This is a genomic window from Nonomuraea sp. NPDC001699 (genome assembly GCF_053596455.1).
Map to the genome: position 1 here is coordinate 1 of NZ_JBSFGF010000023.1, position 22,394 is coordinate 22,394.

At 72.5% G+C, this 22,394-nt stretch carries 26 protein-coding genes; 8 read left to right on the plus strand and 18 right to left on the minus strand.

The window, feature by feature from the left end; genetic code table 11:
• Positions 1–152: 152 nt before the first annotated feature.
• Positions 153–533, minus strand: coding sequence for a nuclear transport factor 2 family protein (locus tag ACWCSU_RS41835; RefSeq protein ID WP_449942177.1), 381 nt, complete (start codon positions 531–533; stop codon positions 153–155).
• Positions 534–621: 88 nt separating this feature from the next.
• Between ACWCSU_RS41835 and ACWCSU_RS41840 the strand changes: the two genes are divergently transcribed.
• Entirely contained in the window at positions 622–1,413 is a 792-nt protein-coding gene (locus tag ACWCSU_RS41840) for a helix-turn-helix domain-containing protein (RefSeq protein ID WP_449942178.1), read from the plus strand.
• A gap of 9 nt (positions 1,414–1,422) precedes the next feature.
• Here ACWCSU_RS41840 and ACWCSU_RS41845 read toward each other — a convergent pair whose 3' ends face one another.
• Positions 1,423–1,776, minus strand: coding sequence for a DoxX family protein (locus tag ACWCSU_RS41845; protein WP_449942179.1), 354 nt, complete (start codon positions 1,774–1,776; stop codon positions 1,423–1,425).
• A 136-nt stretch (positions 1,777–1,912) separates the two neighbouring features.
• Positions 1,913–2,410: a MarR family winged helix-turn-helix transcriptional regulator gene (locus tag ACWCSU_RS41850; RefSeq protein WP_449942180.1), complete on the minus strand. Its 498-nt coding sequence runs from the start codon at positions 2,408–2,410 to the stop codon at positions 1,913–1,915.
• 229 nt (positions 2,411–2,639) lie between these two features.
• Here ACWCSU_RS41850 and ACWCSU_RS41855 point away from each other — a divergent pair, with 229 nt between their 5' ends.
• Complete coding sequence (locus ACWCSU_RS41855) at positions 2,640–3,443, plus strand: SDR family NAD(P)-dependent oxidoreductase (RefSeq protein ID WP_449942181.1); 804 nt, start codon at positions 2,640–2,642, stop codon at positions 3,441–3,443.
• Positions 3,444–3,481: 38 nt separating this feature from the next.
• Here the strand turns inward: ACWCSU_RS41855 and ACWCSU_RS41860 are convergent, their stop codons facing one another.
• On the minus strand, positions 3,482–3,871 hold the full coding sequence (locus tag ACWCSU_RS41860) for a nuclear transport factor 2 family protein (RefSeq protein WP_357703184.1): 390 nt from the start codon (positions 3,869–3,871) through the stop codon (positions 3,482–3,484).
• 78 nt (positions 3,872–3,949) lie between these two features.
• Here ACWCSU_RS41860 and ACWCSU_RS41865 point away from each other — a divergent pair, with 78 nt between their 5' ends.
• From ACWCSU_RS41865 to ACWCSU_RS41880, 4 genes are all read left to right on the plus strand, one after another.
• Positions 3,950–4,759: a helix-turn-helix domain-containing protein gene (locus ACWCSU_RS41865; protein ID WP_449942182.1), complete on the plus strand. Its 810-nt coding sequence runs from the start codon at positions 3,950–3,952 to the stop codon at positions 4,757–4,759.
• 76 nt (positions 4,760–4,835) lie between these two features.
• Positions 4,836–5,060 carry a hypothetical protein gene (locus tag ACWCSU_RS41870; RefSeq protein WP_449942183.1) on the plus strand — a complete coding sequence of 75 codons (225 nt, stop codon included), beginning with the start codon at positions 4,836–4,838 and terminating at the stop codon, positions 5,058–5,060.
• A gap of 61 nt (positions 5,061–5,121) precedes the next feature.
• Entirely contained in the window at positions 5,122–5,715 is a 594-nt protein-coding gene (locus tag ACWCSU_RS41875) for a dihydrofolate reductase family protein (protein WP_449942184.1), read from the plus strand.
• On the plus strand, positions 5,712–6,632 hold the full coding sequence (locus ACWCSU_RS41880; protein WP_449942185.1) for an NAD-dependent epimerase/dehydratase family protein: 921 nt from the start codon (positions 5,712–5,714) through the stop codon (positions 6,630–6,632). Before ACWCSU_RS41875 ends, ACWCSU_RS41880 begins: the two co-directional genes overlap by 4 nt.
• Positions 6,633–6,649: 17 nt before the next feature.
• Here the strand turns inward: ACWCSU_RS41880 and ACWCSU_RS41885 are convergent, their stop codons facing one another.
• The 10 genes from ACWCSU_RS41885 to ACWCSU_RS41930 all read right to left on the minus strand — a co-directional run bounded on the left by ACWCSU_RS41885 (position 6,650) and on the right by ACWCSU_RS41930 (position 17,872).
• On the minus strand, positions 6,650–7,009 hold the full coding sequence (locus ACWCSU_RS41885; RefSeq protein ID WP_364097496.1) for a nuclear transport factor 2 family protein: 360 nt from the start codon (positions 7,007–7,009) through the stop codon (positions 6,650–6,652).
• Entirely contained in the window at positions 7,009–8,481 is a 1,473-nt protein-coding gene (locus ACWCSU_RS41890; RefSeq protein WP_449942186.1) for a multicopper oxidase family protein, read from the minus strand. Before ACWCSU_RS41890 ends, ACWCSU_RS41885 begins: the two co-directional genes overlap by 1 nt.
• The gene (locus ACWCSU_RS41895; RefSeq protein ID WP_357703196.1) at positions 8,478–8,828 is read right to left on the minus strand and encodes a hypothetical protein; all 351 of its coding nucleotides are present in this window, start codon (positions 8,826–8,828) and stop codon (positions 8,478–8,480) included. The genes ACWCSU_RS41890 and ACWCSU_RS41895 overlap by 4 nt, the downstream gene beginning before the upstream one ends.
• A gap of 10 nt (positions 8,829–8,838) precedes the next feature.
• Entirely contained in the window at positions 8,839–9,342 is a 504-nt protein-coding gene (locus tag ACWCSU_RS41900; protein ID WP_449942187.1) for an anthrone oxygenase family protein, read from the minus strand.
• Between the two features lie 189 nt (positions 9,343–9,531).
• Positions 9,532–9,843, minus strand: coding sequence for a hypothetical protein (locus tag ACWCSU_RS41905; protein WP_357703200.1), 312 nt, complete (start codon positions 9,841–9,843; stop codon positions 9,532–9,534).
• 102 nt (positions 9,844–9,945) lie between these two features.
• Entirely contained in the window at positions 9,946–10,689 is a 744-nt protein-coding gene (locus tag ACWCSU_RS41910) for an SDR family NAD(P)-dependent oxidoreductase (protein ID WP_449942188.1), read from the minus strand.
• A gap of 49 nt (positions 10,690–10,738) precedes the next feature.
• Positions 10,739–12,535: a glycoside hydrolase family 15 protein gene (locus ACWCSU_RS41915; RefSeq protein ID WP_449942189.1), complete on the minus strand. Its 1,797-nt coding sequence runs from the start codon at positions 12,533–12,535 to the stop codon at positions 10,739–10,741.
• 63 nt (positions 12,536–12,598) lie between these two features.
• Positions 12,599–15,817 (minus strand): ATP-binding protein, encoded by a 3,219-nt coding sequence (locus ACWCSU_RS41920; RefSeq protein WP_357703206.1) that lies wholly within the window; start codon positions 15,815–15,817, stop codon positions 12,599–12,601.
• Entirely contained in the window at positions 15,814–17,133 is a 1,320-nt protein-coding gene (locus ACWCSU_RS41925; protein WP_357703208.1) for an oxygenase MpaB family protein, read from the minus strand. The genes ACWCSU_RS41920 and ACWCSU_RS41925 overlap by 4 nt, the downstream gene beginning before the upstream one ends.
• 22 nt (positions 17,134–17,155) lie before the next feature.
• Positions 17,156–17,872: a Crp/Fnr family transcriptional regulator gene (locus ACWCSU_RS41930; protein ID WP_357703210.1), complete on the minus strand. Its 717-nt coding sequence runs from the start codon at positions 17,870–17,872 to the stop codon at positions 17,156–17,158.
• A 179-nt stretch (positions 17,873–18,051) separates the two neighbouring features.
• Here ACWCSU_RS41930 and ACWCSU_RS41935 point away from each other — a divergent pair, with 179 nt between their 5' ends.
• Positions 18,052–18,627, plus strand: a complete 576-nt coding sequence (locus ACWCSU_RS41935) for an RNA polymerase sigma factor (protein ID WP_357703212.1) — start codon at positions 18,052–18,054, stop codon at positions 18,625–18,627.
• Positions 18,628–18,630: 3 nt separating this feature from the next.
• Here the strand turns inward: ACWCSU_RS41935 and ACWCSU_RS41940 are convergent, their stop codons facing one another.
• Both ACWCSU_RS41940 and ACWCSU_RS41945 read right to left on the minus strand, forming a co-directional pair.
• Positions 18,631–19,893 (minus strand): hypothetical protein, encoded by a 1,263-nt coding sequence (locus ACWCSU_RS41940; protein ID WP_364097471.1) that lies wholly within the window; start codon positions 19,891–19,893, stop codon positions 18,631–18,633.
• Positions 19,894–20,124: 231 nt separating this feature from the next.
• Positions 20,125–20,544 (minus strand): hypothetical protein, encoded by a 420-nt coding sequence (locus ACWCSU_RS41945; protein ID WP_357703215.1) that lies wholly within the window; start codon positions 20,542–20,544, stop codon positions 20,125–20,127.
• Between the two features lie 165 nt (positions 20,545–20,709).
• Here ACWCSU_RS41945 and ACWCSU_RS41950 point away from each other — a divergent pair, with 165 nt between their 5' ends.
• The gene (locus ACWCSU_RS41950; protein ID WP_357703217.1) at positions 20,710–21,366 is read left to right on the plus strand and encodes an HD domain-containing protein; all 657 of its coding nucleotides are present in this window, start codon (positions 20,710–20,712) and stop codon (positions 21,364–21,366) included.
• On the opposite strand, the gene ACWCSU_RS41955 is transcribed toward ACWCSU_RS41950, so the two are convergent.
• Both ACWCSU_RS41955 and ACWCSU_RS41960 read right to left on the minus strand, forming a co-directional pair.
• Positions 21,363–21,632 carry a DUF4031 domain-containing protein gene (locus ACWCSU_RS41955; RefSeq protein WP_357703219.1) on the minus strand — a complete coding sequence of 90 codons (270 nt, stop codon included), beginning with the start codon at positions 21,630–21,632 and terminating at the stop codon, positions 21,363–21,365. The genes ACWCSU_RS41950 and ACWCSU_RS41955 overlap by 4 nt on opposite strands.
• Complete coding sequence (locus tag ACWCSU_RS41960) at positions 21,629–22,387, minus strand: HAD family hydrolase (RefSeq protein WP_357703221.1); 759 nt, start codon at positions 22,385–22,387, stop codon at positions 21,629–21,631. Before ACWCSU_RS41960 ends, ACWCSU_RS41955 begins: the two co-directional genes overlap by 4 nt.
• Positions 22,388–22,394 lie beyond the last annotated feature (7 nt).

Consider the following 22,394-nt stretch of genomic DNA (forward strand, 5'->3'; position numbering starts at 1 on the left):
GTCGATGAGCGTGATGCCCTCGGCGGTGTCGACGAGGTAGCAGGCCACGATGTCGTTGCCGAGGCGGTGCAGGTGGGGCGCGAGTTTCATGGGACCTCCGGCGCCGGGACGCCGATCGCGATCGAGATGGATGTCTGCTTCATGCCGTCGCCTCAGAACATCCCGTGGGGAACCTGTGCCGCCTCCGGCACCGGCTGGACCACGTCCCAGTGCTCGACGATCTGCCCGTCGGCCAGCCGCCAGACGTCGATGACGGCGACGCCGCGCGGGTCGTCGTCCGTGACCATGAGGTAGTGCATGACCACGTGATCGTCGTCGGCGATGACCCGCTTGAGGTCGAGCCGGGCGCGGGCCACGGGCGCCTCGGCGATGAACTCGATGAACGCCTCCCGCCCGGAGGGGTTGCCCGGGCTGTGCTCGACGAAGTCCTCGTGCAGGAGGGTGCGGAGCACGTCGATGTTCCCCGCCGCGAACCGGGTGAAGCCGTCGAGGACCAGGTGCTTGTTGTGCGCGGCCTTGCTGCTGTCGTTCATGTGGGCCACCGTCGCAGCAGCCGCTCGGCCCTGTCGATTACATGCCATGTAATCGCGATGATCGACGAGAGGCGGGGATAATCGCCGTATGACCCAGGATCGGCCGATCGGCGAGCTGCTGCGCGAGTGGCGGCATCGCAGAGGTCTCAGCCAGCTCGACCTGGCGATTCAGGCGGACGTGTCCGCCAGGCACGTCAGCTTCGTGGAGACGGGACGGACCATTCCCAGCAGCGCGATGGTGCTGCGCCTGGCCGAGCAGCTGGGCATCCCGCTGCGGCAACGCAACCGTCTGCTGGTCGCGGCCGGGCACGCGCCCGTCGTCCGCGAACGGCCGCTGGCCGACCCGCACCTGGCCTCGGCGCGGAACGCCCTGGAGCAGATCCTGCGGGGGCACGAACCGTATCCGGCGCTGGCCGTGGACAACCGCTGGAACCTGCTGTTCGCCAACACGGCGATCGACGTCTTCCTGGAGGGCGTCGACGCGTCGTTGCTGCGTCCGCCGGTCAACATGATGCGGCTCGGCCTGCATCCGGGCGGGTTCGCGCCGCGGCTGCGCAACCTCGGACAGGTCCGCGCCTACCTCCTGTCCCGGCTCGCCCGTCAGGTGGCGCAGAGCGGTGATCCCGAGCTGAGCGCGCTCTATGAGGAACTGCTGTCCTACGGCCCCGCGGGCGATCCGCCGCCACCCGATCCCGCCGACATCGCGCTGCCCATCCGCATCCGCCATCACGGAGCGGAGCTGTGTTTCCTCAACACCATCACGACGTTCGGCGCCGCCTTCGACGTCACGCTCGAAGAGATCGCCGTGGAGGCGTACTTCCCCGCCGACGACGACACCGCCCGCTTCTTCCGGACGGAAGCCGCAGCGCCCTCCGCATAGACGACGTGCTCAGAGGGCCGCCAGGGCGAGAGCGGCCGTGACCGCGCTGAGCACCAGCAGAACCAGCGATCCGACGGTGTTCCTGGCGGTGTCGCGGGCCTTGACGTGGGTGGCGACGGCGCCCGCCATCAGGAGCGCCAGGCCGATCGCCGCGGCGATCCCGAGAACTCCGACCCACAGCCCGACGATCAGACCGGCGGCTCCGAGCGCTTCGAGCACGCCGATGACGCGCATGAACCCGGCCGACACCCCGAGGCCGTGGAGCTGGGCTGCCATGGCGTCCTTGCCGGAGAGCTTGGGGAAGGACACACCGGCGAAGGCGAGCGCCAGCAGCACGGACAGGACCGCGGTGGCGATGAACATGGTGAACCCCTCACGATTTACTTCAGTTACTGAACTATGTTGTAGCTGAAATTTTTTCGGGACGCAAAACGGCGATCCGCCGAGATGTGAGGAGATCAGAGGGGGCGGCAGAGTGGCCCCGGCCGCCACGGTCCTGCTACGGAACCGGAGGGTAGGAGTCGTTGTCGGTCTCGGCCGGGAACCGGCGCCACGCCTGGCGCCCGTCGTTCGATTGGGCCGTACGAAGCATCGCGAGCAGACCGGCTCGCTGGTCGGCGTCGAGCGCCGAGATGATCGGCGCCTCCTCGAACAGATGCTTCAGGAGGCGCCCTCTGAGTTCCTGCCCGGCCTCCGTGAGGAAGAGGCGCTTGGCCCTGCGGTCGTCCGGATCCGGCTCTCTGCGCAGGAAGCCGCCGGCTTCGAGGGAGTCGGCGATCGCGGTGACGTGCGAGGGCTCACAATGCAGGTGACCGGCCACCGTCCCCATGCGTTGGGGCTCCTGCAACTGGATCACCGTGTGAGCCTGGGGCACAGTGAGCCTGACGGCGGCGGCGACCTGCTCGAAGTGGGCCCGCAGAGCCGCGTTCGCGGCGAACAGCCGCTCCACGATCTCCTGGCCCTCCGGATCCGGCCATTCGATCCGTATCTCCGCCATGATCCCCACACTCCCGGCCATTACTTCGGTCAATGAACTATCTTAGGACGACGCCCGCCCGGACTGCCGCAGAGGCGTCGAGGCGCAGGGGCGGCCATCGGAGCCGAGCCAAAGGGCCGGGTCACTCCGGCCGCGTCGCCCGGGACATCACGAAGCCTGGCTGTAGTACTGGTCACCTGTGCTTGTTCTCGCCGATGACAAGCCGCCGGGAAGAGTGGGGGGCTGTTCGATGGACCGTCTGAAGGGCAAGGTCGCACTGATCACCGGGGCCGGCAGCGGCATCGGCCGCGCGGCCGCGCGGCTGATGAGCGCGCAGGGCGCGCTGGTCGCCGTGGCCGACCGTGATCGGAGCGGCGTCGAGGAGACGGCCCGGGGGATCGAGGACTCCGGCGGCCGCTCGCTGGCACTGACGGTCGACGTCACGGACGAGGGCTCCGTGGCCGACATGGTGAATGCCGCCGTGCGCGAGTTCGGCCGCCTGGACGTGCTCTGCAACCATGTCGGCGGCACGAACCCGCGCGTGGACCTGGACCTGATGCGGCTGGACATGGCCGAGTTCGACCGCGCCGTCGACCTCAACATACGAAGCACGCTCCTGGGCACCCGGCACGCACTTCCGCACCTGATCAAAGGTGGCGGCGGCTCGGTCGTCAACACCGCCTCGGTGGCCGGTCTGGTGGGAGACGTCCTCCAGATCGCCTACGGCGCGGTGAAGGCCGCCGTCATCAACATCACGAAGTCGATCGCCGTGCAGTACGGCCCGCAGCGCGTCCGCTGCAACGCCGTGGCGCCGGGCGCGGTGGTCACCCCCGCCCTGCTGGGCAATCTCCCTGAGGAGGTCGTCGAGAGCCTCAAGCGGGTGAACGCCCTGCCCTATCTGGGCGACCCGGAGGACATCGGCCACACCATGGTCTTCCTCGCCTCCGACGAATCGCGGTACATGACGGGCCAGCTCCTCGTCGTCGACGGCGGCATGACGATTCGCTCCCCTGCCGCACAAGGGCGCCAGGACATGCTCCCGCCCAGTGGTTGACGCCGCCGTGCCCCGGTGAGAGGACGCGACGTGCGCGCTCAGGGGGTGGTCGGGGCCCACCATGTCAGGTTGGCGGCGGCCTGGGAGACCGGTTCGATGATCTCCCACGCCTCGGCGATGAGGCCGCCGTCCAGGCGCCAGATGTCGACGACCACGATCTCCGGCCCGCCGCCGGGCGCCCACCGGCGCGAGTGCATCACGACGTGGTCGCCGTCGGCCAGCACGTGGTCGATCTCCACGCGCATGCCGGCCAGCGGGGTGAGCGCGGAACGCACGGCGTCCAGCCATTCCGCCTTGGTCGAGTTCTCCGCATCGGGCCGGTGATGGAGGAAGTCGTCGTGGAGCAGCGGCGCGAGCGCGTCGACGTCGCCCGTTCCGATCAGTTGCGTGAGCGCGCGCTGAACGATGGCCTTGTTGTCGGTCGTCATGGAAACAGTGTTTCCAGCCCTGCGGAGGATGTCGATGAAAAGGGATTTCATGGCGGGCGGCGAGTAATCTCGACGGCCATGCGCACTGTCGGGGAAATGTTGCGGCACTGGCGGCACCGCCGCAGGCTCAGCCAGCTCGATCTCGCGATCGCCGCCGACGTCTCGGCCCGTCACGTGAGCCTGGTGGAGACCGGCAAGTCCAACCCGAGCGCCGACATGATCCTGCGACTCGCCGACCAGCTCGACATTCCGCTGCGCGAACGCAACCGGCTGCTGCTGGCCGCCGGTTTCGCCCCCCGGTACGCCGAACGTCCGCTCACCGGGGACGCGCTGGCGACGGCCGGGGACGCGATCGCTCGGGTGCTGCGCGCCCACGAGCCGTACCCGGCGGTGGTCCTCGACCGCCGGTGGAACATCGTGATGGCCAACCGCGCCATCGACGCGTTCCTCGTGGACGTCGCGCCCGACCTGCTGCGTCCGCCGATCAACATCCTGCGGCTCGGGCTGGAGGGCCGCGGGCTCGCTCCCCGGATCGTCAACCTGCCCGAGGTGCGCGCGGTGCTCCGGGCCCGGATCTCGCGCCAGCTCGCCGTCGCGCCCGACGCCGGACTCCACGCGATCTACGAGGAACTGCTCGCGCCGGGTCCCGAGGAACAGCCCGCGCGGGGCTTCGAGGAGCCGGGCCGGTCGATCGGGTCCGAGGTCACCGTTGCGATGATCTTCCGGTTCGGCGACGTCGAACTGCGGCTCTTCTCGACCACCACCACGTTCGGCACCCCGATGGACATCACCCTGGACGAGATCTCGATCGAGTCGTACTACCCGGCCGACGCCGAGACCGCCGCCTATTTCACGAAATTCGGGGCGGACGTACTGGCGGGGGAGTGACCGCCCACCGCCGGTGCCGTCATCGTGACGGCAGTCGTGCCCACCAGGGCTTCAAGATCCGCTTCACGAGGTCCTGGTGACCGGCACCGTCAAGAGCGGCGGCTACCACGCCGTCGAGACCGTCGGCTGGATCGCGACGACGGTCTGGCGGGCGCGGGCCGTTCTCCGGCCGACGGCCAGGGGGCGATCGGCGATGACGTTCGTCATCGCCGATCGTCCACTTCTGCATCTGCCGGTCGCGCGGCGGCGCGACGAGACTTTCCGGCGACGACGGCTTCCCTGCACTTTCACAGTTCCCTGAGGGAACTCCGAGTGATACGGTCGTGAAGTCTCCTCAGGGAACCCCGGAAAGGATCACAGAGATGAGCAAGGTCATCAGCGCCCACGCCGTGTCGGTCGACGGCTACATCACCGGCCGCGACCCCGGCGCCGGACGCGGCCTCGGCGACGGGAGCACGCTGTTCGACTGGTACTTCGACGGCGACACCCCCAGCCAGGTCTTCGACGGGTTCAAACTGAGCGGGCCCAGCGCCCGGTTCTTCGACACCCTGGCCGCCCGCGTCGGCGCGGTCGTCGCCGGTCGCCACACCTACGACGACTCCGACCACTTCGGCGGCGGCGGCCCCCATCCGGGCGCGCGGCTGGTCGTCCTCAGCCACCGCCCGGCGCCGGAGATCACCGACCGCCAGACCCTGGTCAGCACCGGCATCCAGGACGCGATCGCCGCCGCCCGCGAGGCCGCCGGCGGCAAGGACGTCGGCCTCATGGGAGGGGGGATGGTCACCGAGGCGCTGAAGGCGGGCCTCGTCGACGAGGTGGTCCTGCACCAGGTGCCCGTCCTGCTCGGCGGCGGCCGGCCGTTCTTCCAGGAGCTTCCCGGGCACGTACGCCTGCGCCTGGCCGAGGTCGTCCCCGCGCCGGGCGTGACCCACCTGCGCTACGAGGTGACCCGATGATCCTCGTCACCGGAGGGCTGGGCATGATCGGCGCGCACACCGCCCGCGCGCTCGCCGACCTCGGACACCGGGTCGTCGTCACCACGCACCGCCGGACCGAGGTCCCCTCCTTCCTCGCCGGCCGGGTCACCGTGGAACCGCTCGACGTCACCGACCGCGACGCCTTCCTGGCCCTGGCCGCCCGCCACGACGTCGGCGACATCGTCCACCTGGCCGGCGGCATCCCCGGCGAGGACCCGCTGGACTTCTTCCGCATCGACACGACCGGCCTGCTCAACGCGCTGGAGGTGGCCCGCGTCCGGAGGGTGCGCCGGTTCGCCGTCGCGGGCAGCCTCGGCGTCTACGCCGGACGCCCGGAAAGCCGGTGGCACGAGGAGCTCGCGCTGCCCGCCGTGGACCTGCCGCACCCGATCGTCGCCTTCAAGAAGGCGGTCGAGCCCCTGACCACGCAGGGCCTGCGGGGGAGCGGGGTGCAGCCGGTCGTGCTCAGGATCGGCAGCATCTGGGGGCCGCTGATGGACCCGGAGTCGCCGTTCAACCACATCCCGCCGTACATCAGCGCCGTGCTCCGCGGCGAGTCACCGCCGCCGCCGCACGCCGGCGACGGCGGCGACAGCTGTTACGCGCCCGACGCCGGGCGCGCGATCGCCCTGCTGACGACCGCGCGGGCGCTGCCGCACACCACCTACAACGTCTCCAGCGGCAGGCCCATCACCAACCGCGACCTCGCCGAAGCCGTACGGGCGATCGTCCCCGGCCCGCCGCTCGACCTCCTGCCGGGAAGATCCGGCGGCCCCGGCGACAATCCGTTCCTCGACATCGCCCGGCTCACCCGCGACACCGGCTTCGAACCGGCCTTCGACCTGGTCAAGGCGGTCGCCGACTACGTCGCCTGGCGCGCCGGCAACCCCCGTTAGAACGACCGGGCGCGGCGTCAGGAGACCGTCCGGGTGATCGAGTCGACGCGGCGGACCCGCCCGTCGGGGGCGAGCCGGGCGAACACGTGGGCCTCGATCCGCAGCGTCCTGTCCTTCCTGGTCAGGACGGTCATGGTGAAGCGGGCGGCGGCCCGGTCGCCGTCGAGCAGCGTCTCGTGGACCTGGACGTCCAGCTCGCGCGCGTTCCTGCGGGCCGGACCGGCGTGGTCGATCAGCCGCCGGCGGTCCAGGACGACGCCGTCGTTGCGGTATTCGAGGTCGGGGGTGTAGTAGCGGTCCACGATCGCGGCCGGGTCCTCCTCGCTGAAGGCCAGCTCGTGCGGCAGCCGCGTCAGAAAAGCGTGGAAGTCGGGCATCAGACCACCTCGAAGGTGCTCATCATGGCCATGTCCTCGTGTTCGAGATTGTGGCAGTGCATGACGTACCGGCCGCGGTAGCCGGTGAAACGGGTGATGATCTCGACGGTCTGCGCCTCCCGCAGTTCGACGGTGTCCTTCCACTCCGGTGGGCCCTCCGGCCGTTCGCCGCCGACCGAGAGCACCTGGAAGGGCGCCAGATGCAGGTGGACGGGATGGGCGACGTCGCTGGTCAGCCGCCAGACCTCGACCTGGCCGAGCTTGGGCCGGGCATCGACGCGGCGGACGTCGAAGGGCTTGCCGTTGATCAGCCAGCCGGTGTGGCCGCCCAGGTCGCCGCTGCTGAACTCGAAGTCGCGGGTCGCCGTGGCCGCCGCCGGGTCGAGACGCTCGATGGTGGACAGCGTCGCGGGGATCGCCGAGTCGTCGCGGGCGTCGCGCTCGACGGTGAAGCGCATCACCTGGGCCTGTGGGCCCTCGCCCAGGAGGTTGCGCAGTTCGACGTGGTCGCCGACCCGGTAGGCGGCGAAGTCCACGATCACGTCGGCGCGTTCGCCGGGCGCCAGCCGTACCTGCCGGGCGGGACGCGGCGCCGCCAGCAGGCCGCCGTCGCTGCCGATCCGGGTCAGGGTGCCGCCGGGTGACAGGGCCAGCTCGTACGTGCGGGCGTTGGAGGCGTTGAGCAGCCGCAGGCGGTAGCGGGCCCGGTCCACGCCGAGCCGCGGCCAGGGCGCGCCGTTGACCAGGATGACGTCGCCCAGCACGCCGCCCATGAACGGCTCGCGGGAGCCGGGGCCGTCGGGCCTGGCCGGGTAGGGCATCGTCCCGTCGGCCTGGAAGGACCGGTCGCAGATCAGCAGCGGCACGTCCCGTTCGCCCGACGGGAGCGGCAGCTTGTCCTGATCGTCGTCGTCCACGAGGAAGAAGCCGGCCAGGCCGCGCCAGACCTGCGGCCCGGTGTGGTCCATGCGGTGGTCGTGGTACCAGAGCGTGGCCGCGCGCTGCTCCAGCGGGAAGACGTAGTCGCGCCGGGCGCCCGGCTGGACCAGGTCGGTGGGGAAGCCGTCGGACTCCGGCGGGGTGTGCCCGCCGTGCAGGTGGGTGACCGTCGGCGCGGGCAGGCTGTTGGCGACGCGCACGACGGTCCTGCGGCCCGAGCGCGCGCGGATGGTGGGCCCGGGGAACTGCCCGTCGTACCCCCAGATCGGGGTGCGCAGCCCCGGCAGGATCTCCACCTCGGCCGGACGCTGGACGAGCTCGTAGTAGTCGGCGCCCGCGTCGGTCCTGGACGGCTTCGCCACCGCGGGCAGCGGCAGCGGCACGGCGTACGGCGCGGGCAGCGGCGCGGTGCTCGTCAGGAGCTGCGGCAGCGGGGTGCGGGTCAGCAGCGAGCACCCCGAGACGCCCAGCGCCGCGCCCACGCCGAGCAGCCGCAGCGCCTGACGTCTCGTCATGCCGGTCACGCCGGTCATGCCGCCGACGCCGTCCGGAGGCGGCCGGCGGCCCAGATCCGCGTGGTCTGCACCAGGCTCCCGCCGAACATGAGCACGCCGAGCGGCACGTGCACGCTCTTGACGTGCGCCATGCCAAGCGCCATCTGGGCCAGCGTCATCACCAGCATGCCCACGGCGGGCAGGATGGCGGCCCGCTGCCGGGTCATCACCGCGGCGACCAGGTACAGCAGCACGGTGGCCGCGACGGCCAGGGCCGTGGCGCCGTGGGCCGCCCGGCCGTCCGGCGAGCTCAGCAGCAGCCCGGCGGTGACGGCCTGGAGCAGCAGGGCGACGGTCTGCGCGACGAGCGCGATACGCAGGAACATGACGGTTCTCCTAAGAGGTCGAGGGGTGCGCGGCGACCCCGGCACGGGTCGAGGGGCGTGCGGCGACCGCGGCGACGACGATCAGCACGAAGGCGGCCAGCGCGGTCAGGGTGCGCAGCGTGTGGAACAGCTCCCAGCGCTGGAAGATCTCGGCGTGGCCGACCGGCGTCTGACCGGCGGCCCACTCCCGGAACCGCGCGTGCAGCGGGATGTTGCCGAACACCGTGATCAGCAACGAGGCCAGCGCCAGCGCACCGGCGCCCGAGGCCAGCCTGCGCGGCAGGTCGCGCGCGGCGACCGCCAGGCCGAAGGTGGTCAGGATGGCCAGCGCCATCGCGCTCTGCATGACCGGCTCGTTGACCTTCATCATCGTGGTGTGGAAGGTCAGCCGCACGTCCAGCGGCACGGCTCCGAACGTGGGCACCACGTTGGCCGCACCGTATCCGAACGCGCCCGCCAGCAGCCCGGTCGCCACCAACGCGGCGCCGTGGAGGTACCTGACTCGGGTTCTCATGACTGTTAATCGTCGTCCGGCCGGAGCCTCCTGGCGTCCCACCTGCGGACTCATCTGCCGCTACCCCAGCGGGATCAATTGCCGGCCGCGACTACGACGCCGGAAGTAGTGTCGCGCTACCACGCCGAGCACGAGAAAGGCCCGCGACCAGGGCGAACCTGGTCACGGGCCCCGCCGGACGGTGCGGCGTCAGGCGTCGCAGAACCAGCCGTTCTCGACCCAGCCGTTGGCGTTGACGTTGCCGTAGGCGAAGCCGTACACCCATTCCTTGTACGCGCCGTCGAAGCCCTTGACGGTGAAGCTCTGGCCGCGGCGGAGGTTGCCGACGAAGTCGCGGACCATCAGGTCGTCCGCGCACACCGTCAGACGGCGGCCGACGTCGTCGGCGCCCGCGTACGGGTACGGTCCGGCGGCGTGGGCCACCCCGCCGCTCACGGCCAGCACGGCCGCCATCGTGCCCGCGCCGACGATGAGCCGTGCGATGTGCTTGCGCGTTTTCATCGAGTCCGGTCTTCCTCTCTCGTCCCGGGAATCTTCGTGCGGCAAACTACCCACCGACACCGGAACAAGAGGCGTTTTCCGACAATTCGTCGACCAGGATCCCTAGCGGAGGTAGGAGGCGCCGTTGAGGTCGAGGACGGTGCCGCTGGCCCATTCGGCGGCCGGGGAGGCCAGGTAGAGCACCGCGGCGGCGATCTCGTCCGGCTCGCCGACCCGGCCGAACGGGCTCTGGGCGCGGATCGCGTCCCCCGCGGGCGGCTTGAGGTGTTCGGTGGTCATGTCCGTCGCCACGAAGCCGGGGGCCACGGCGGCGACCGCGATGCCGTGCGGGGCCAGCGCCACCGCCAGTGACTGGCTCATCGCGTTCAGGCCCGCCTTGCTGGCGCCGTAGCCGGGGGCGTCGGGCTTGCCGCGGAAGGCGCCGCGCGAGGTGACGTTCACGATGCGGCCGCCGGCGCGCATGTGCCGCAGGGCGCACCAGGCGAGGTTGGCCGCGCCCAGCAGGTTCACCTCGAACGCCTGGCGCCAGGCGGCCTGCCACTCCTCGTACGACGTGGTGGTGATCGGGTGGAGCTGGTAGAGGCCCGCGTTGTTGACCAGGACGTCGATCCCGCCCAGCGCCCCGGCCGCCTCGTCGGCCATGCGCCGCACGCCCTCGGGATCGGCCAGGTCGGCCTGGACGACGACGTGCCCCGAGCCCGCCAGCTCGCCGAGCACGCTCCCGGCCGCCTCCGCCGAGTCGCGATGGTGGACGGCGACCCGGTCACCCTGGTCGGCGAACGCCTTGGCGACCGCCCTCCCGATGCCCCTGGACGCCCCTGTGACGAGTACCGCTCGACCGCTCACCCGCCGCACACTAACAGGCGCCCGCGAGGCGCCCGCGAGGCGGCCATCATCAGCCTCCGTGTTCGGCCCAGTCGTGCAGGGCCTCGACGGTGCCGGAGGCGTCGAGGTTGAGCGCCGCCTCGATCAGCGCCAGATGCGTGAACGCCTGCGGATAGTTCCCCGCCATGTGCCCGTCGCCGGTCATCTCCTCGGCGAACAGGCCGAGCGGCTCGGCCCGCGCGCACAACGTCTCGAAGCGGTCGCGGGCCTCGGCCGTGCGCCCGGCCAGCACCAGCGCCGACACCATCTCGAACGAGCACATCAGGAACGCGCCCTCCGGCCCGTCCACCCCGTCGCGGGTGGTCTCGGGGTCGTAGCGGTGCACCAGGGCCCCGCCCTCGCCCAGGCGCGACTGGATGTGGTCGAGGGTGCCGAGCACGCGGGGGTCGTCGCCGTCCAGGAAGCCGAGCAGCGGCAGCCGCAGCAGCGAGCCGTCGGCCTGGTCGGAGCCGTAGGACTGGGTGAAGGCGCCGACGCGGGTGTTGAAGCCGCGTTCGAGCAGCTCGGCCCGGACGGCCTCGCGCTCGGCCCGCCACTCCGCCAGCGGCAGGCCGCGCTCGCCGGACGCCTCCGCCAGCCGGACCGCGCGGTCGAAGCAGACCCAGGCGTACAGCTTGGAGTAGGTCCAGTGGCGTTCGCCGCCGCGCACCTCCCAGATGCCGGCGTCCGGCTCGCGCCAGCGTCCGCGGGCCCGATCCACCAGCCGCCACAGCACCGGGCCGCCGCTCAGCTCGCCGGTCACGCCGTGGTAGGCCAGGGCCGCGTCGAGGATGTGGCCGTAGCCGTCGAGCTGGTGCTGCCCGGCGGCGTCGTTGCCGATCCGCACCGGACGCGAGCCCGCGTACCCCTCCAGGTGGCCGAGGACCGTCTCGCCGGCGACCGGCCCGCCGTCGACGCCGAACACCGGCGGCAGGTCCCCCTCGTGGATCGCGCACTGCCCGAGCAGGAACGTCAGGTAGCGGCCCGCCTCCTCACGATGGCCGAGCCGCAGCAGCGCGAGCACCATCAGCGCGGCGTCGCGGTGCCACACGTACCGGTAGTCCCAGTTGCGCGGCCCGCCCAGCCACTCCGGCAGCGACGTCGTGGGCGCCGCGAGCAGCCCGCCGCTCTCGTCGAACAGCAGCCCGCGCAGCACGACCGCGCTGTGCCGCACCTGCCGCGCCCCCGCCCCGCCGTACGCCGAGCGCGACGACCACGAACGCCACGACCGCACCGTGGCCTCCAGCAGCCGCTCCGGATCCCGGACGGGCGCGTGGCCCTGCCCCGCGTAGTCGAGCGCGACCGCCCACGACTCGCCCTCGCCGAGCGTGGTCTCGGCCACCGGCTCCGGCGTGCCGGTCAGCAGCATGCCGGACTCCTCGGCCAGCACGCCGTCGCGCGGCGTCCAGCGGCCCTCGCGGGTGGCGTAGTCGGGCCTGGCCAGCACCCGCGAGCGCACGACCGCCCGCCCGCGCTCGCACCTGGCCCACCGCACCAGCAGCCGGACGGGCACCACGCCGTCGCCGCCCGCCTCGGGCCGCGCGGTGGCGAAGAAGTCGTGCACCACGACCTCGCACTCGCGGCCGACCCAGCGGGTGCGCAGCACCAGCGTCTCCTCGACGTAGGCGCATTCGTCCACCCGCGCGCCCGCCACGTCGAACTCCCACGCCCCGCCGAGCCCCCGGTCGAGGACCCGCGCGAACACGCTCGGGCCGTCGAAGCGCGGCGCGCACATCCACTCCACCGCCCCGCCGGGCGCGACGAGCGCCGCCGTGTGGCAGTCCGACAGGAACGCGTACGCACCGATCGGCGGAAATCTCCCGGCCATCCGTGAACCCCGTACCCCTTCATCGCGCTTCCCCCGTGCCGGGCTGCCCGATGTCGTCGCAGGTTAAACGGGGTGCGCGGGCAGCCGGCGGTCGAGCAGGAGCGCGCCGCGGCCGGGCAGCAGCGAGGCGCACCACTCGCGCAGCGCGGCCGGGGCGGGGCCGCCCGCGTCGGAGGTGTCGAGCAGGTCGGCCCAGTCGAGCAGCGACTCGGCCAGCATGAGCGGCACCCCGCTGCGTTCGTGCACCTCGGCGGCGGCCTCGAAGTGCTCGCTCGCGCGCCGCGGGTCGCCCATCGTCACGCACAGGTGGGCCAGGTAGTGGTGGCCGCAGTGGTGGGCGACCGTGCCGTGGCCGAACGTCTCGCCGTCGGCGGCCAGCGAGGCGTACAACCGCTCGGCCAGCTCCGGACGGCGCAGGTGCGCGGCGGCCACGGCCAGGTTGTCCAGGGCGGGCCGGTGGGCCATGTTGCGCGGCGGCACGCCGCCGCGGTCGGCCAGGATGCGGTCGAGCAACGGCCCGGCCTCCTCGTCGCCCATCTCGCACAGGTAGCGCAGCACGGCGTGCACCGGGTCCACCCGGGGCGCCTGGGCGGCGCGGCGCAGCCGGTCGCCCAGCTCCCACAGCCGCCCCTGGAGGCGGCGGATCTCGGAGATCTGCTCGGAGTAGATGGCCACGGCCTCCAGGCGGCGGCCGATCTCGGTGCCGAGCCGCATGGCCGACAGCGCCTCGGACTCGGCCTGGGCCAGGTCGCCCTGCATGAGCGTCAGGCCCGCCCTGGAGTAGCCGATCAGCCAGTTGAGCTGCGGCTGGGCCAGCCGGCGGGCCAGCTCGTCGGCCTGGTCGAGCAGCGTCGCGGCGCGCACGGTGTCGCCGCTGTCCAGCACGGGCGGGGTGCGCTGCACGTAGGCGTGGAACAGCGCCAGGTCGTCGCCCGTCCGGCGGGCCGCCTCCAGCATCTCGTCGCCGTCGCGGTGGCGCTGGTGCAGCGGGTCGGCGGGGATGATCGTCAGGCTGCGCATGCCGAGCACGCTGGCCAGCGTGCGCGGGTCGCCCGACTTGCGGGCCAGCGCGACCGCCTCGTCGCTCAGCGCGAAGCGCCGCTCGCCGTCGGGCGCCCAGATGAGCTCGGAGGCGAGCTGGGCGGCCAGCAGCGCCCGCGTGCTCAGGTCGGTGGAGTCCACCAGCTTGCGCGCCTCGGTCAGCAGCGCGATGCGGCGCTGGTCGGGGGCGGCGGAGATGCTGGAGAAGCCGCGGTCGCCGCCGAGCGCGGCCACCACGATCAGGTCGTCGCGCCCGCACTCCCTGGCCAGCTCGGCGGCCTGGTGCAGGGTCTGCCTGGCCTCCGGGTGCCCGGCCAGCCACATCGCCCGGCCGCAGTCCATCAGCAGCTCGGCGCGCCGCTCGGGGGAGGCGCCGGGGAAGTCCTCCAGCAGGCCGAGCACCCGCTGGTACCAGGTGACCGCCTCGCGATGGGCCAGCCCGGCCAGCGCGTGGCGGGCCGCCTGCACGCCCGCCTCGGCGGCCTCGGCCGTACGGCGGGGGTCGCGGCCGTGCTCGGCGGCGGCCAGCAGATGGGTGGCCACGACGTACGGGCGCGACTCCATGGCCTGCGGGTCGGCCCGGCACAGGGCGTCGGCGACGCGGCCGTGCAGCAGCCCGGCGCGCGGGGCCGACAGCGTGGCGTACAGGGCGGTGCGGGTCAGCTCGTGGGAGAACTGGCACTGGCCGCCGTCGGCCATGGTCACCAGGCCGGCGCCCATGGCCTCCTCGACGGCGGCCACGAAACGCGCCTCGTCCAGGCCGAGGCCCAGGCGCAGCGCGGCCGACTCCATGCGTTCGGCCACGGCCAGCAGGCTGACCAGGTCGCGGGCGTCGGGGTGGAGCTGGGCCAGACGCGCCCGGACCATGCGGGTGACCGAGTCGGGGACGGTCAGCGCGTCGAGGTCGGCGCCCGCCGACAGCTCCCTGGCCACCTCGGTGACCAGGAACGCGTTCCCGCCGGTGATCCGGTAGAGCTGCTCGGGGTCGCCGTCGCTGCGCACCTCCGACAGGGCCCGGCTGACCTCGTCCATGCCGAAGGAGGAGACCTGGACGACGCGGCCGTCGGCGGTCAGCTTGTGCAGCTCGGGCATCGCCGACTCGACCGGCACCGGGCGCGAGGTGGCCAGGATCAGCAGCGGCAGCGAGTCGGCGTCCCACATCAGGGAGTGCAGCATCTGCAACGACTCCAGCGTCGCCCACTGGAGGTCGTCGATCACCAGCAGCACCGGCCGCACGGTGGCCAGGCGCTCGATGAGCGTACGGGCCGCGGCCATCAGGTGGTAGCGCTCGGAGACCGGCTCGGTGGCGGGCGGCACGGCCAGCGACAGCGGGGGAGCCGCCAGCGAGGGCGCGAGCCGGACGAGCTGCCCGCACTGCTGGTCGACCCCGGCCCGCAGCAGCAACGCCGGCGACGTGCGGGCCAGCCGCTCCACCGCCCCCGCGATCGGCTCGTACGCCTGCCGCGCCGGGTCGGTGCACCGCCCCGCCAGCACCGTGAACTGCCGCTTGAGCGCCCGCTGCGCCACGACCGAGGCCAGCCGCGTCTTGCCGACCCCCGGATCGCCCTGGAGGATCACCAGCCCGCTGCCGAACTCGGCCGCCCGCAGCTCCTCCTCCAGCGCCCGCAGCTCCTCGTCCCGGCCCACGAACGGCAGCACGTGCCCGCTGTCCAGCCAGGGCGCCAGGCCGCCGGCGTGCTGGTTGTCGGCGTTCTGCCAGTGGAGCTCGTAGGTGTGCATCGGCTCGCGCAGGCCCTTGCCCGGCAGCCGGCCGAGGTCCTTGAACTCGTGGCGGCTGCGGCCTTGGGCCAGCCGGCGCACCAGGTCGGTGCAGAGCACCTGGCCGCCCTCGGCCACCGCGACCAGGCGGGCCGCCTCCACCGTGGGCAGCCCGCTGACGTCGTCGTCCCCCCAGCACACGTCGCCCGAGGCCAGCGCGGCCCTGATCGAGATCTTCTCCAGCGCCCGCTCGTTCTCGGCCGCGACGGCCTGCTCGACGGCGATGATCGCGTCGAGCCCCGCCGTGGCCGAGCCGAACACCGCCATCAGCCCGTCGCCCAGGCTCTTGGTGAACGTCGAGCCGCTGGCCGTGACCACCGAGTGCAGGAGCTGGTACAGGCGGCGGAAGACGACGTTGGCGCGTTCCTCGCCGAGCCTGATCCGCATGGCGGTGGAACTGACCACGTCGGTGAACAGGATGGTCGCCGTGGTCAGGGTGCCCGGCTCGTGCGGGGTGCTCACGCGGGTTGTCCCTCCCTCCGCACCGGAGCCCTGGCGGCCTGGCCGACGCTTCTGCGCACGCCCTTGCGGACGCTGTGGCGCAGCTCGCGCGTCCGGCGCGCCGCCTTCGACTGCCTGACCCGCCACTGGGAGGCCAGCTCCTGCGGGATCTGGAAGGCGGCGTGGCCGCCCGAGTGGCGGTCGATCATGGCGATGACGATGTGCTTGCCCGCCCGGCGCACCAGCCAGCGCACCACCGCGTCGACCGGGCCCATCAGGCGGCCGTACCGGTTGCCGGCCCTGGCCGCCGCGAACAGCGCGTTGAACCACCACGCCGGCGGCGGCACGTCGAGCAGCGCCGGGACCTGGGCGGCGTTGTAGCGGGCGTCGCGGAAGACCCAGTGCACCAGGCTGCGCGGCAGTTTGCGCCAGCCCAGGTGCATGAACTCCTCCATCTCCGCCAGCAGCACGGCCATCAGCCTGCGGCCCTCTTCGCTCGACTCGTACAGGCGGCCGAGCCGTTCGCTGACCGGCGGCACGTCGTGCAGGGTGAGCGGCCGGTCGCGGCACGCCTCGACGCCCATGAGGTGGCCGAAGACGCTCCACGTGTACAGATGGGCGGCCCTGTCGTCGTCGCTGAGGCGCACCCCCATGCTCTCCAGAGCCTCCCACGTGACGACCGAGAAGTCGAAGATGGTGGCCAGCAGCAGTTCCTGGTTGACCGGCGGGCCGAACCTGGCGGTGTCCCAGTCGTCGCCGAAGTGCTCGGCGGCCAGGGCGCGCACGAAGGAGTGCAGGATGCGCAGCCCGATCGCCGTCGTGTGCCCGGGACGGCCCGGGGTCAGGCTGTCGGTGGCCTTGAGGCCCATGACGTCCACCAGCATCTGGCCGGTCTCGGCGACGCGGCGGGTGAGGCTGTGGGTGGCCAGGTCGGACACGCCGGCCAGCACCTTGGCGCTGGAGACCTCGACGTAGGCCATGGGCAGGCACTTGCAGAACAGCGCGACCGCCTGGTACAGCCCGTAGTCGGAGAAGACGGCCTGGCCGCGGGCCAGCAGCTCGGCGTCCTCACCCCACTCGGGCAGGTCCTTGTTGAAGTCGATGGCGTCGAAGATGGCCGAGGGGCCGGTCTCGCCCGAGGGCGCCCGCGCCTCCCGCTTGGCGAGGCCCAGCTCCACCACGACCGCGCGCAGCATGGACAGGGCGTTGTCACCGTCGGGTCTGGTCTCCAGGTAACCGGCCACGATCTTGTCGATGTCCGGGTCGGCCTGCTGTCGTAATTGCCGAAAACGTTCCGCGGGCCAGCGCTCGGCGGCGGCCTTCTCGTGCTCGTTCATGTTCCCCGTACTCCAGATCTGGTCAGAGGCCCCCGCGTTTGCGCAGTGCCTCGACGTCCAGCAGCGTGATGGTCCGCCCCTTGACGGCGATGAGGCCGCGGGCGGCGAGCGACTGCAGGGCCCGGTTGACCGCCGGCCGCGACGCGCCGATGAGCGCGGCGAGGTCGGACTGGGTCAGCCCCGGCATGTCCACGACCGGGCCCTGGGCCTGGCCGCGCCTGACCGACAGTTGCAGCAGCAGCTTGGCCAGGCGCCCGCCCAGGTCGAGGAAGGCCAGGTCGGCGGCCTGCCCAGTGAGCCGGCGCACCATCTGCCCGAGCATGCGCAGGAACTCGTCGGCGAGCCCGGGATGCTCCCGCATCAGCTCCAGCAGCCGCGCCCTGGGCAGCGCGAAGATCCAGCAGGGCCGCACGGCGATGATCGACGCCGAGCGCGGCGAGTCGTCCAGCAGCGCCATCTCGCCGAACGTCTCCGCGCGGCCCAGCATGTTGAGCACGATCTCGTCGCCGTGCTCGGTGGTGAAGACGACCTTCACCAGGCCGTCCAGCAGCACGTACAGGGACTCGCCCGGGTCGCCCTGATGCAGGATGATCTGCCCGTTGCGGTATCGGCGCGCCACCCCGGCGCGCACGGTGCCGGTGATCCCGGCCTCTCCGAGCACGCGGAACAGCGGAACCTCCGCCAGCACGGCGGCCACCGCCTGGACGTCGTGCGGAACCGCCCCGCTGCTGGCGCTCATGGAAGAACTTTAGGACGCGAACGCCGATCGGGCAGTAAGTGGTAAGCGATCTCCCGAATGTGACGAGCGCCACACCCGCACTGTGTCGTCCGCGACAGTGCGCGAGGACCGCCGGGAGCACCGTTGGGGGGCCGGCCGAACGAGGTTGACCCCCAAGGACCCCGGCCGGCGGGGAGACGATGATGCAGTTGGATACGTTGGAGCGCCGCGACACCGCCACTCTCGTGTCGGACGCCCAGGAGGGCGACGCCCAGGCGTGGGAGCGGCTGGTCGAGGAGTTCACGCCGATGCTGCGGTCCAGGATCCGGCGCTTCAGGCTCGGCCACGAGGACGCCCAGGACGTGCTCCAGACCACCTGGCTGCTGGCCTGGCAGAACCTCAAGCGAGTCGAGGACCCCCAGCGCATGCCCGGCTGGCTGGCCACGATCGCCTTCCGCGAGTGCCTGAAGCTGACCAGGCGCACCCGGGAGATCTGCACGCCCGATCTCGACACCCTCGGCAGCACGGACGACGTCGACAGGGAACTGGCCAGGATCTGGCTGGCCGGCACGCTGGAGGAGCTGGTCGAGGAGCTGCCCACGGCCCAGCGCGTGCTGTTTCGAGCACTCACGGAAACCTCCGAGCCGCACTACGTGGACGTCGCCCGCAGGCTGGGCCGCCCGGTCGGCAGCATCGGCCCCACCCGGGCCCGCTGCTTCGCCAAGCTGCGCGGCCTCCTGCAGGACCGCGAGATCACCAGGGACTTCCTGGACTGACTCCTACTTTCCTGACCGGTCAAGAGGGATCGCCTCCAGGAAGGGCTCGAAGTCGAAGCGCGCCATCTCGTAGGCGTCGGGATCGGTCTCCTCGGGGAAGGCGTAGACCTTGCGCCGCATCCCGGGGAGCAGCCGGCCGGCCGCGAGCGTCCCGGCGTCGTCGGGCACCGGCTCCGGCAGTGTGCCGCGGGCCGTCTCCGCCTCCAGGGCCGCGGTCAGCTCCGGGCCGAACGGCGGGTCGTACAGCGCGCCCACCCGCTGATAGGTGCGGAAGTACCCGACGATGAAGCGCATGCGGTCGGGGTAGGACACCCAGTCGGCCACCCCGGCCGTGGCCTGCTCGACGTCGTCGGGGATGAACTCCTCGGTGAGCTTGCGCACCTTCTCGTTGCGGATCGGCCGCCAGGCGAGCGCCATGTCCACGCCCGGGGGCGGGGTGAGCGGCCGGCCGACCTTGATGTCGCTGAGCGGGGTGCGCACGGCGAACAGGTGGCGGGTGTACAGCGAGGACCACTTGGCCTCCAGCACCCGCGTCAGCCACGGCTGGTCCTCGTGCCGGGCGCTGAACAGCGGGAAGCGGGGGAAGGGCCGCCGGGTCACCAGCGAGCGCAACGACCGCCACGACACCCGCGTCAGCCACCGCACCGGCCGGTACAGCACCAGCTCCAGAGCCTTCTGCGCGCGCTTCTGCTCGTACGCCGACAACGCCACGCTCGCCCCGAACATCAGCTCGGCCCGCTCGTCCGGGTCGGTGGACGCGTGCGCCTCGGTCAGCAGCAGGGCCGCGTCCCGCAGGTAGCGCTCGTCGGCCTCCTCCAGCAGCCCGGACAGGAACTCCGGCGGCATCGGCGTGTTCTCCGACTCCGGGCTCACCTTGACGTAGCAGTCGGGCGTGCCGTTCCACAGGTTGGCCGCCAGGCTCGCGGTCTCCAGGAAGATCGCCCGGTTGGCCAGCGCCAGCCCGAGCTGGTAGCTGGGGCCCAGCAGGGTCAGCAACGTGGCGCGGAACAGGCGGCGCAGGCGCGCGGGCACGTGCAGCCGGTCGCCGAAACCGGTCAGGAAGGGCGAGCCGGGGGTCAGGTCGAGGCTCTCGGCGATCGCCTTGGACGTCCATTTGGCGTAGCAGTACCAGTTGGTCGCGTCCTGGCCCAGGTGCTGGGCGAGGTCCCCGGCGACGCGGTGGTAGCCATGGGCGATGACCATGGCCTCCAGAGCAGGGTTCCTGTCCTTGCAGGCGGCGATGCGGAGCACGTCGTCAGCCGTCATCGGAGCGCCTGGCGCAAGCGCTTGTTCCACTTCGGACATGGGGTCTCCCGTCAGTGGTCCCCCCTGGGACCGTCGATCCTCACCGGGTCAGAGCGCACCCGGTGACGTGAGATACAGGGCGGCGGTCGCGCATTGCCCCGTTCGACCGCCAGCCCGGAGCGTAGGGCGGGCGACTTGCGGTGTGCTTGCAGGGCGCCGGGCCGCCCCGGGAGGCGCCCGGGGCGGCGGCCGTCATTCCTTCACCGATATCTTGCTGATCACGACGAAGCCGCCGAGCGCCCCCGCGGAGCCGGCGGCCGTCGTCGTCGTGAGGTTGACCACCAGGTCATAGGTGCCGGGGCCGAGCTGGCCGCGCATCGGGACGGACGCGGTGTACCGTCCCGATCCAGGGGTGAACGTCATCTCCACAGGAGGCGTGGGGTGGCGGGTCTCACCACCTCCCAGCAGGTCGGCGATGATCTCCAAGTGCCACCGTCCCGCCAGCCAGTCGACCAACTCGCCGCCGACCTCCCAGCTCACGTCCACGGTCCAGCCCTCGCCGCATCTCACGACGTTCGTGGGCTGGGCGCCCGGGTCGACAACCTGGCCGTGCAGGACGCCGTTCAACTGCTCGGCCGGGACCTTCATCACCTGGAACTCACCGGTCGCCATGTCGCTGTCTCCTCTCCGGGGGGAATCAGGTCCCCGTACGGAGAGGCAGAGCGGTGGGACAGGCGGGTAAATACCGGGTGTATTCAAGGACACAAACGGGACCGCCGGACGTCGTACGGCCGGCCGGAAACCCGGCGTCCCCGCCCCGGCCAGTACGGTGGGGACATGATCGACGACCGCCCGGCCGGGCCCTCCGGCACGTCGGCCAGGCTCGCCGCCGACTGGCTCGCGCTGGCGGGCGGCTCGCCGGCCGCGCGGGCCGCCGGCGCCGAGCTGATCGCCCGCTGGGCCGAACCCCACCGCCGCTACCACACCCTCGCCCACCTGGCCGCCGTGCTGGCCGCCGTCGACGACCTGGCAGGGGAGGCCGCCGACCCCGCCGCGGTGCGCCTGGCCGCCTGGTTCCACGACGCCGTCTACGACGGCAGGCCCGGCTGGGACGAGGAGCGCAGCGCCCAGCTCGCCCAGGCCCGCCTGCCGCGCTGCGGGGTGCCGCCCGCCCGGGTCGCCGCGACCGCCCGGCTGGTCCGCCTGACCGCCGCCCACGACACGGTGGCCGCCGGCGACCGCGACGGGGCCGTATTGTGCGACGCCGACCTGGCCGTGCTGGGCCGCCCCGGCTACGACGCCTACGCCGCCGACATCCGCCGCGAGTACGCGCACGTGCCCGACGACCTGTTCCGGCTGGGCCGCTCGCAGGTGCTGCGCAGGCTGCTGGCCGCGCCGCGGCTCTACCGTACGGACCGGGCCCGCGACCTGTGGGAGGAACGCGCCCGCGCCAACATGGACGCCGAGCTGGCCCGCCTCGACGCGGCGGGTTAGGGCGTGCGGCGCTTGCGGCGGCGCAGCCCGGCGGCGATCAGGCGGCGCAGCAGCTCCTGCGAGCCGACCGGCTCGGCGCCCAGCGACACCGCCCGCGCGTGCACGGTCTCCGGCACGTCGTAGTGGTCCCGGTCGAAGGCCCGGCCGGGCACCCCGAGCCGAGCCGCGAACGCGTGCAGCTCCTCCAGCGAGCTGTCGCTGACCAGGTGTGACCACATCAGGCCGCGCGGCCCCGGCCAGTTGGGGGGATCGATCAGAACCGTCACGCCCTCAAGGGTAGGACCCTGCCGCGCACGCCCAGCTCGCCCAGCTCGGGCACCACGACGTGGGCGCCGTGCCCGGTGAGCGCGGCGGCGTCGCCGGGACCGTCCCGGGTGACCGCGACCACCAGCCCGAAGCCGCCCTTGGCGCCCGCCTCGACGCCCGGCAGCGCCGCGTCCACCACGGCGGCCCTGGCGGCGGGCAGCGCCAGGCGGCGCACGGCCTCCAGGAACAGGGCGGGGTGCGGCTTGCCCGGCAGGTTCATCAGGGCCGCGTCGCCGCCGTCCACGACCAGGTCGAACAGGTGCGCCACGCCCGCGGCGGTCACCAGCCTGCGGCCGTGCAGGCTGGCCGAGACGGCGGCCGTGCGGGCGCCCCTGCGGCGCAGCTCGTGCAGCAGCGCCACGGTGGCGGGGAAGGCGGCCACGCCGTACTTGTCCACCTGCGCGATGAAGATCTGGTCCTTGGCCAGGCCGAGCCCGTGCACGGTGGGCGCGCCGGGCTCGTCGCCGGGATCGCCTTCGGGCACGTCGAGGCCACGGGAGGCGAGGAAGGTGCGGACGCCGTCGAGCCGCGGCCGGCCGTCGACGTGCCGGAGGTAGTCGTCACGGATGTCGAACGGCTGGGAGCGGCCGCGCAGGAAGGCGTCGAAGACGTGTTTCCAGGCGGCCGCGTGCCCGCGAGCGGTGTCGGTGACCACGCCGTCGGTGTCGAACACGACGGCGCCGATCGAGGCCAGGTCGATGACGGGCTCGTTCACCCTGTGA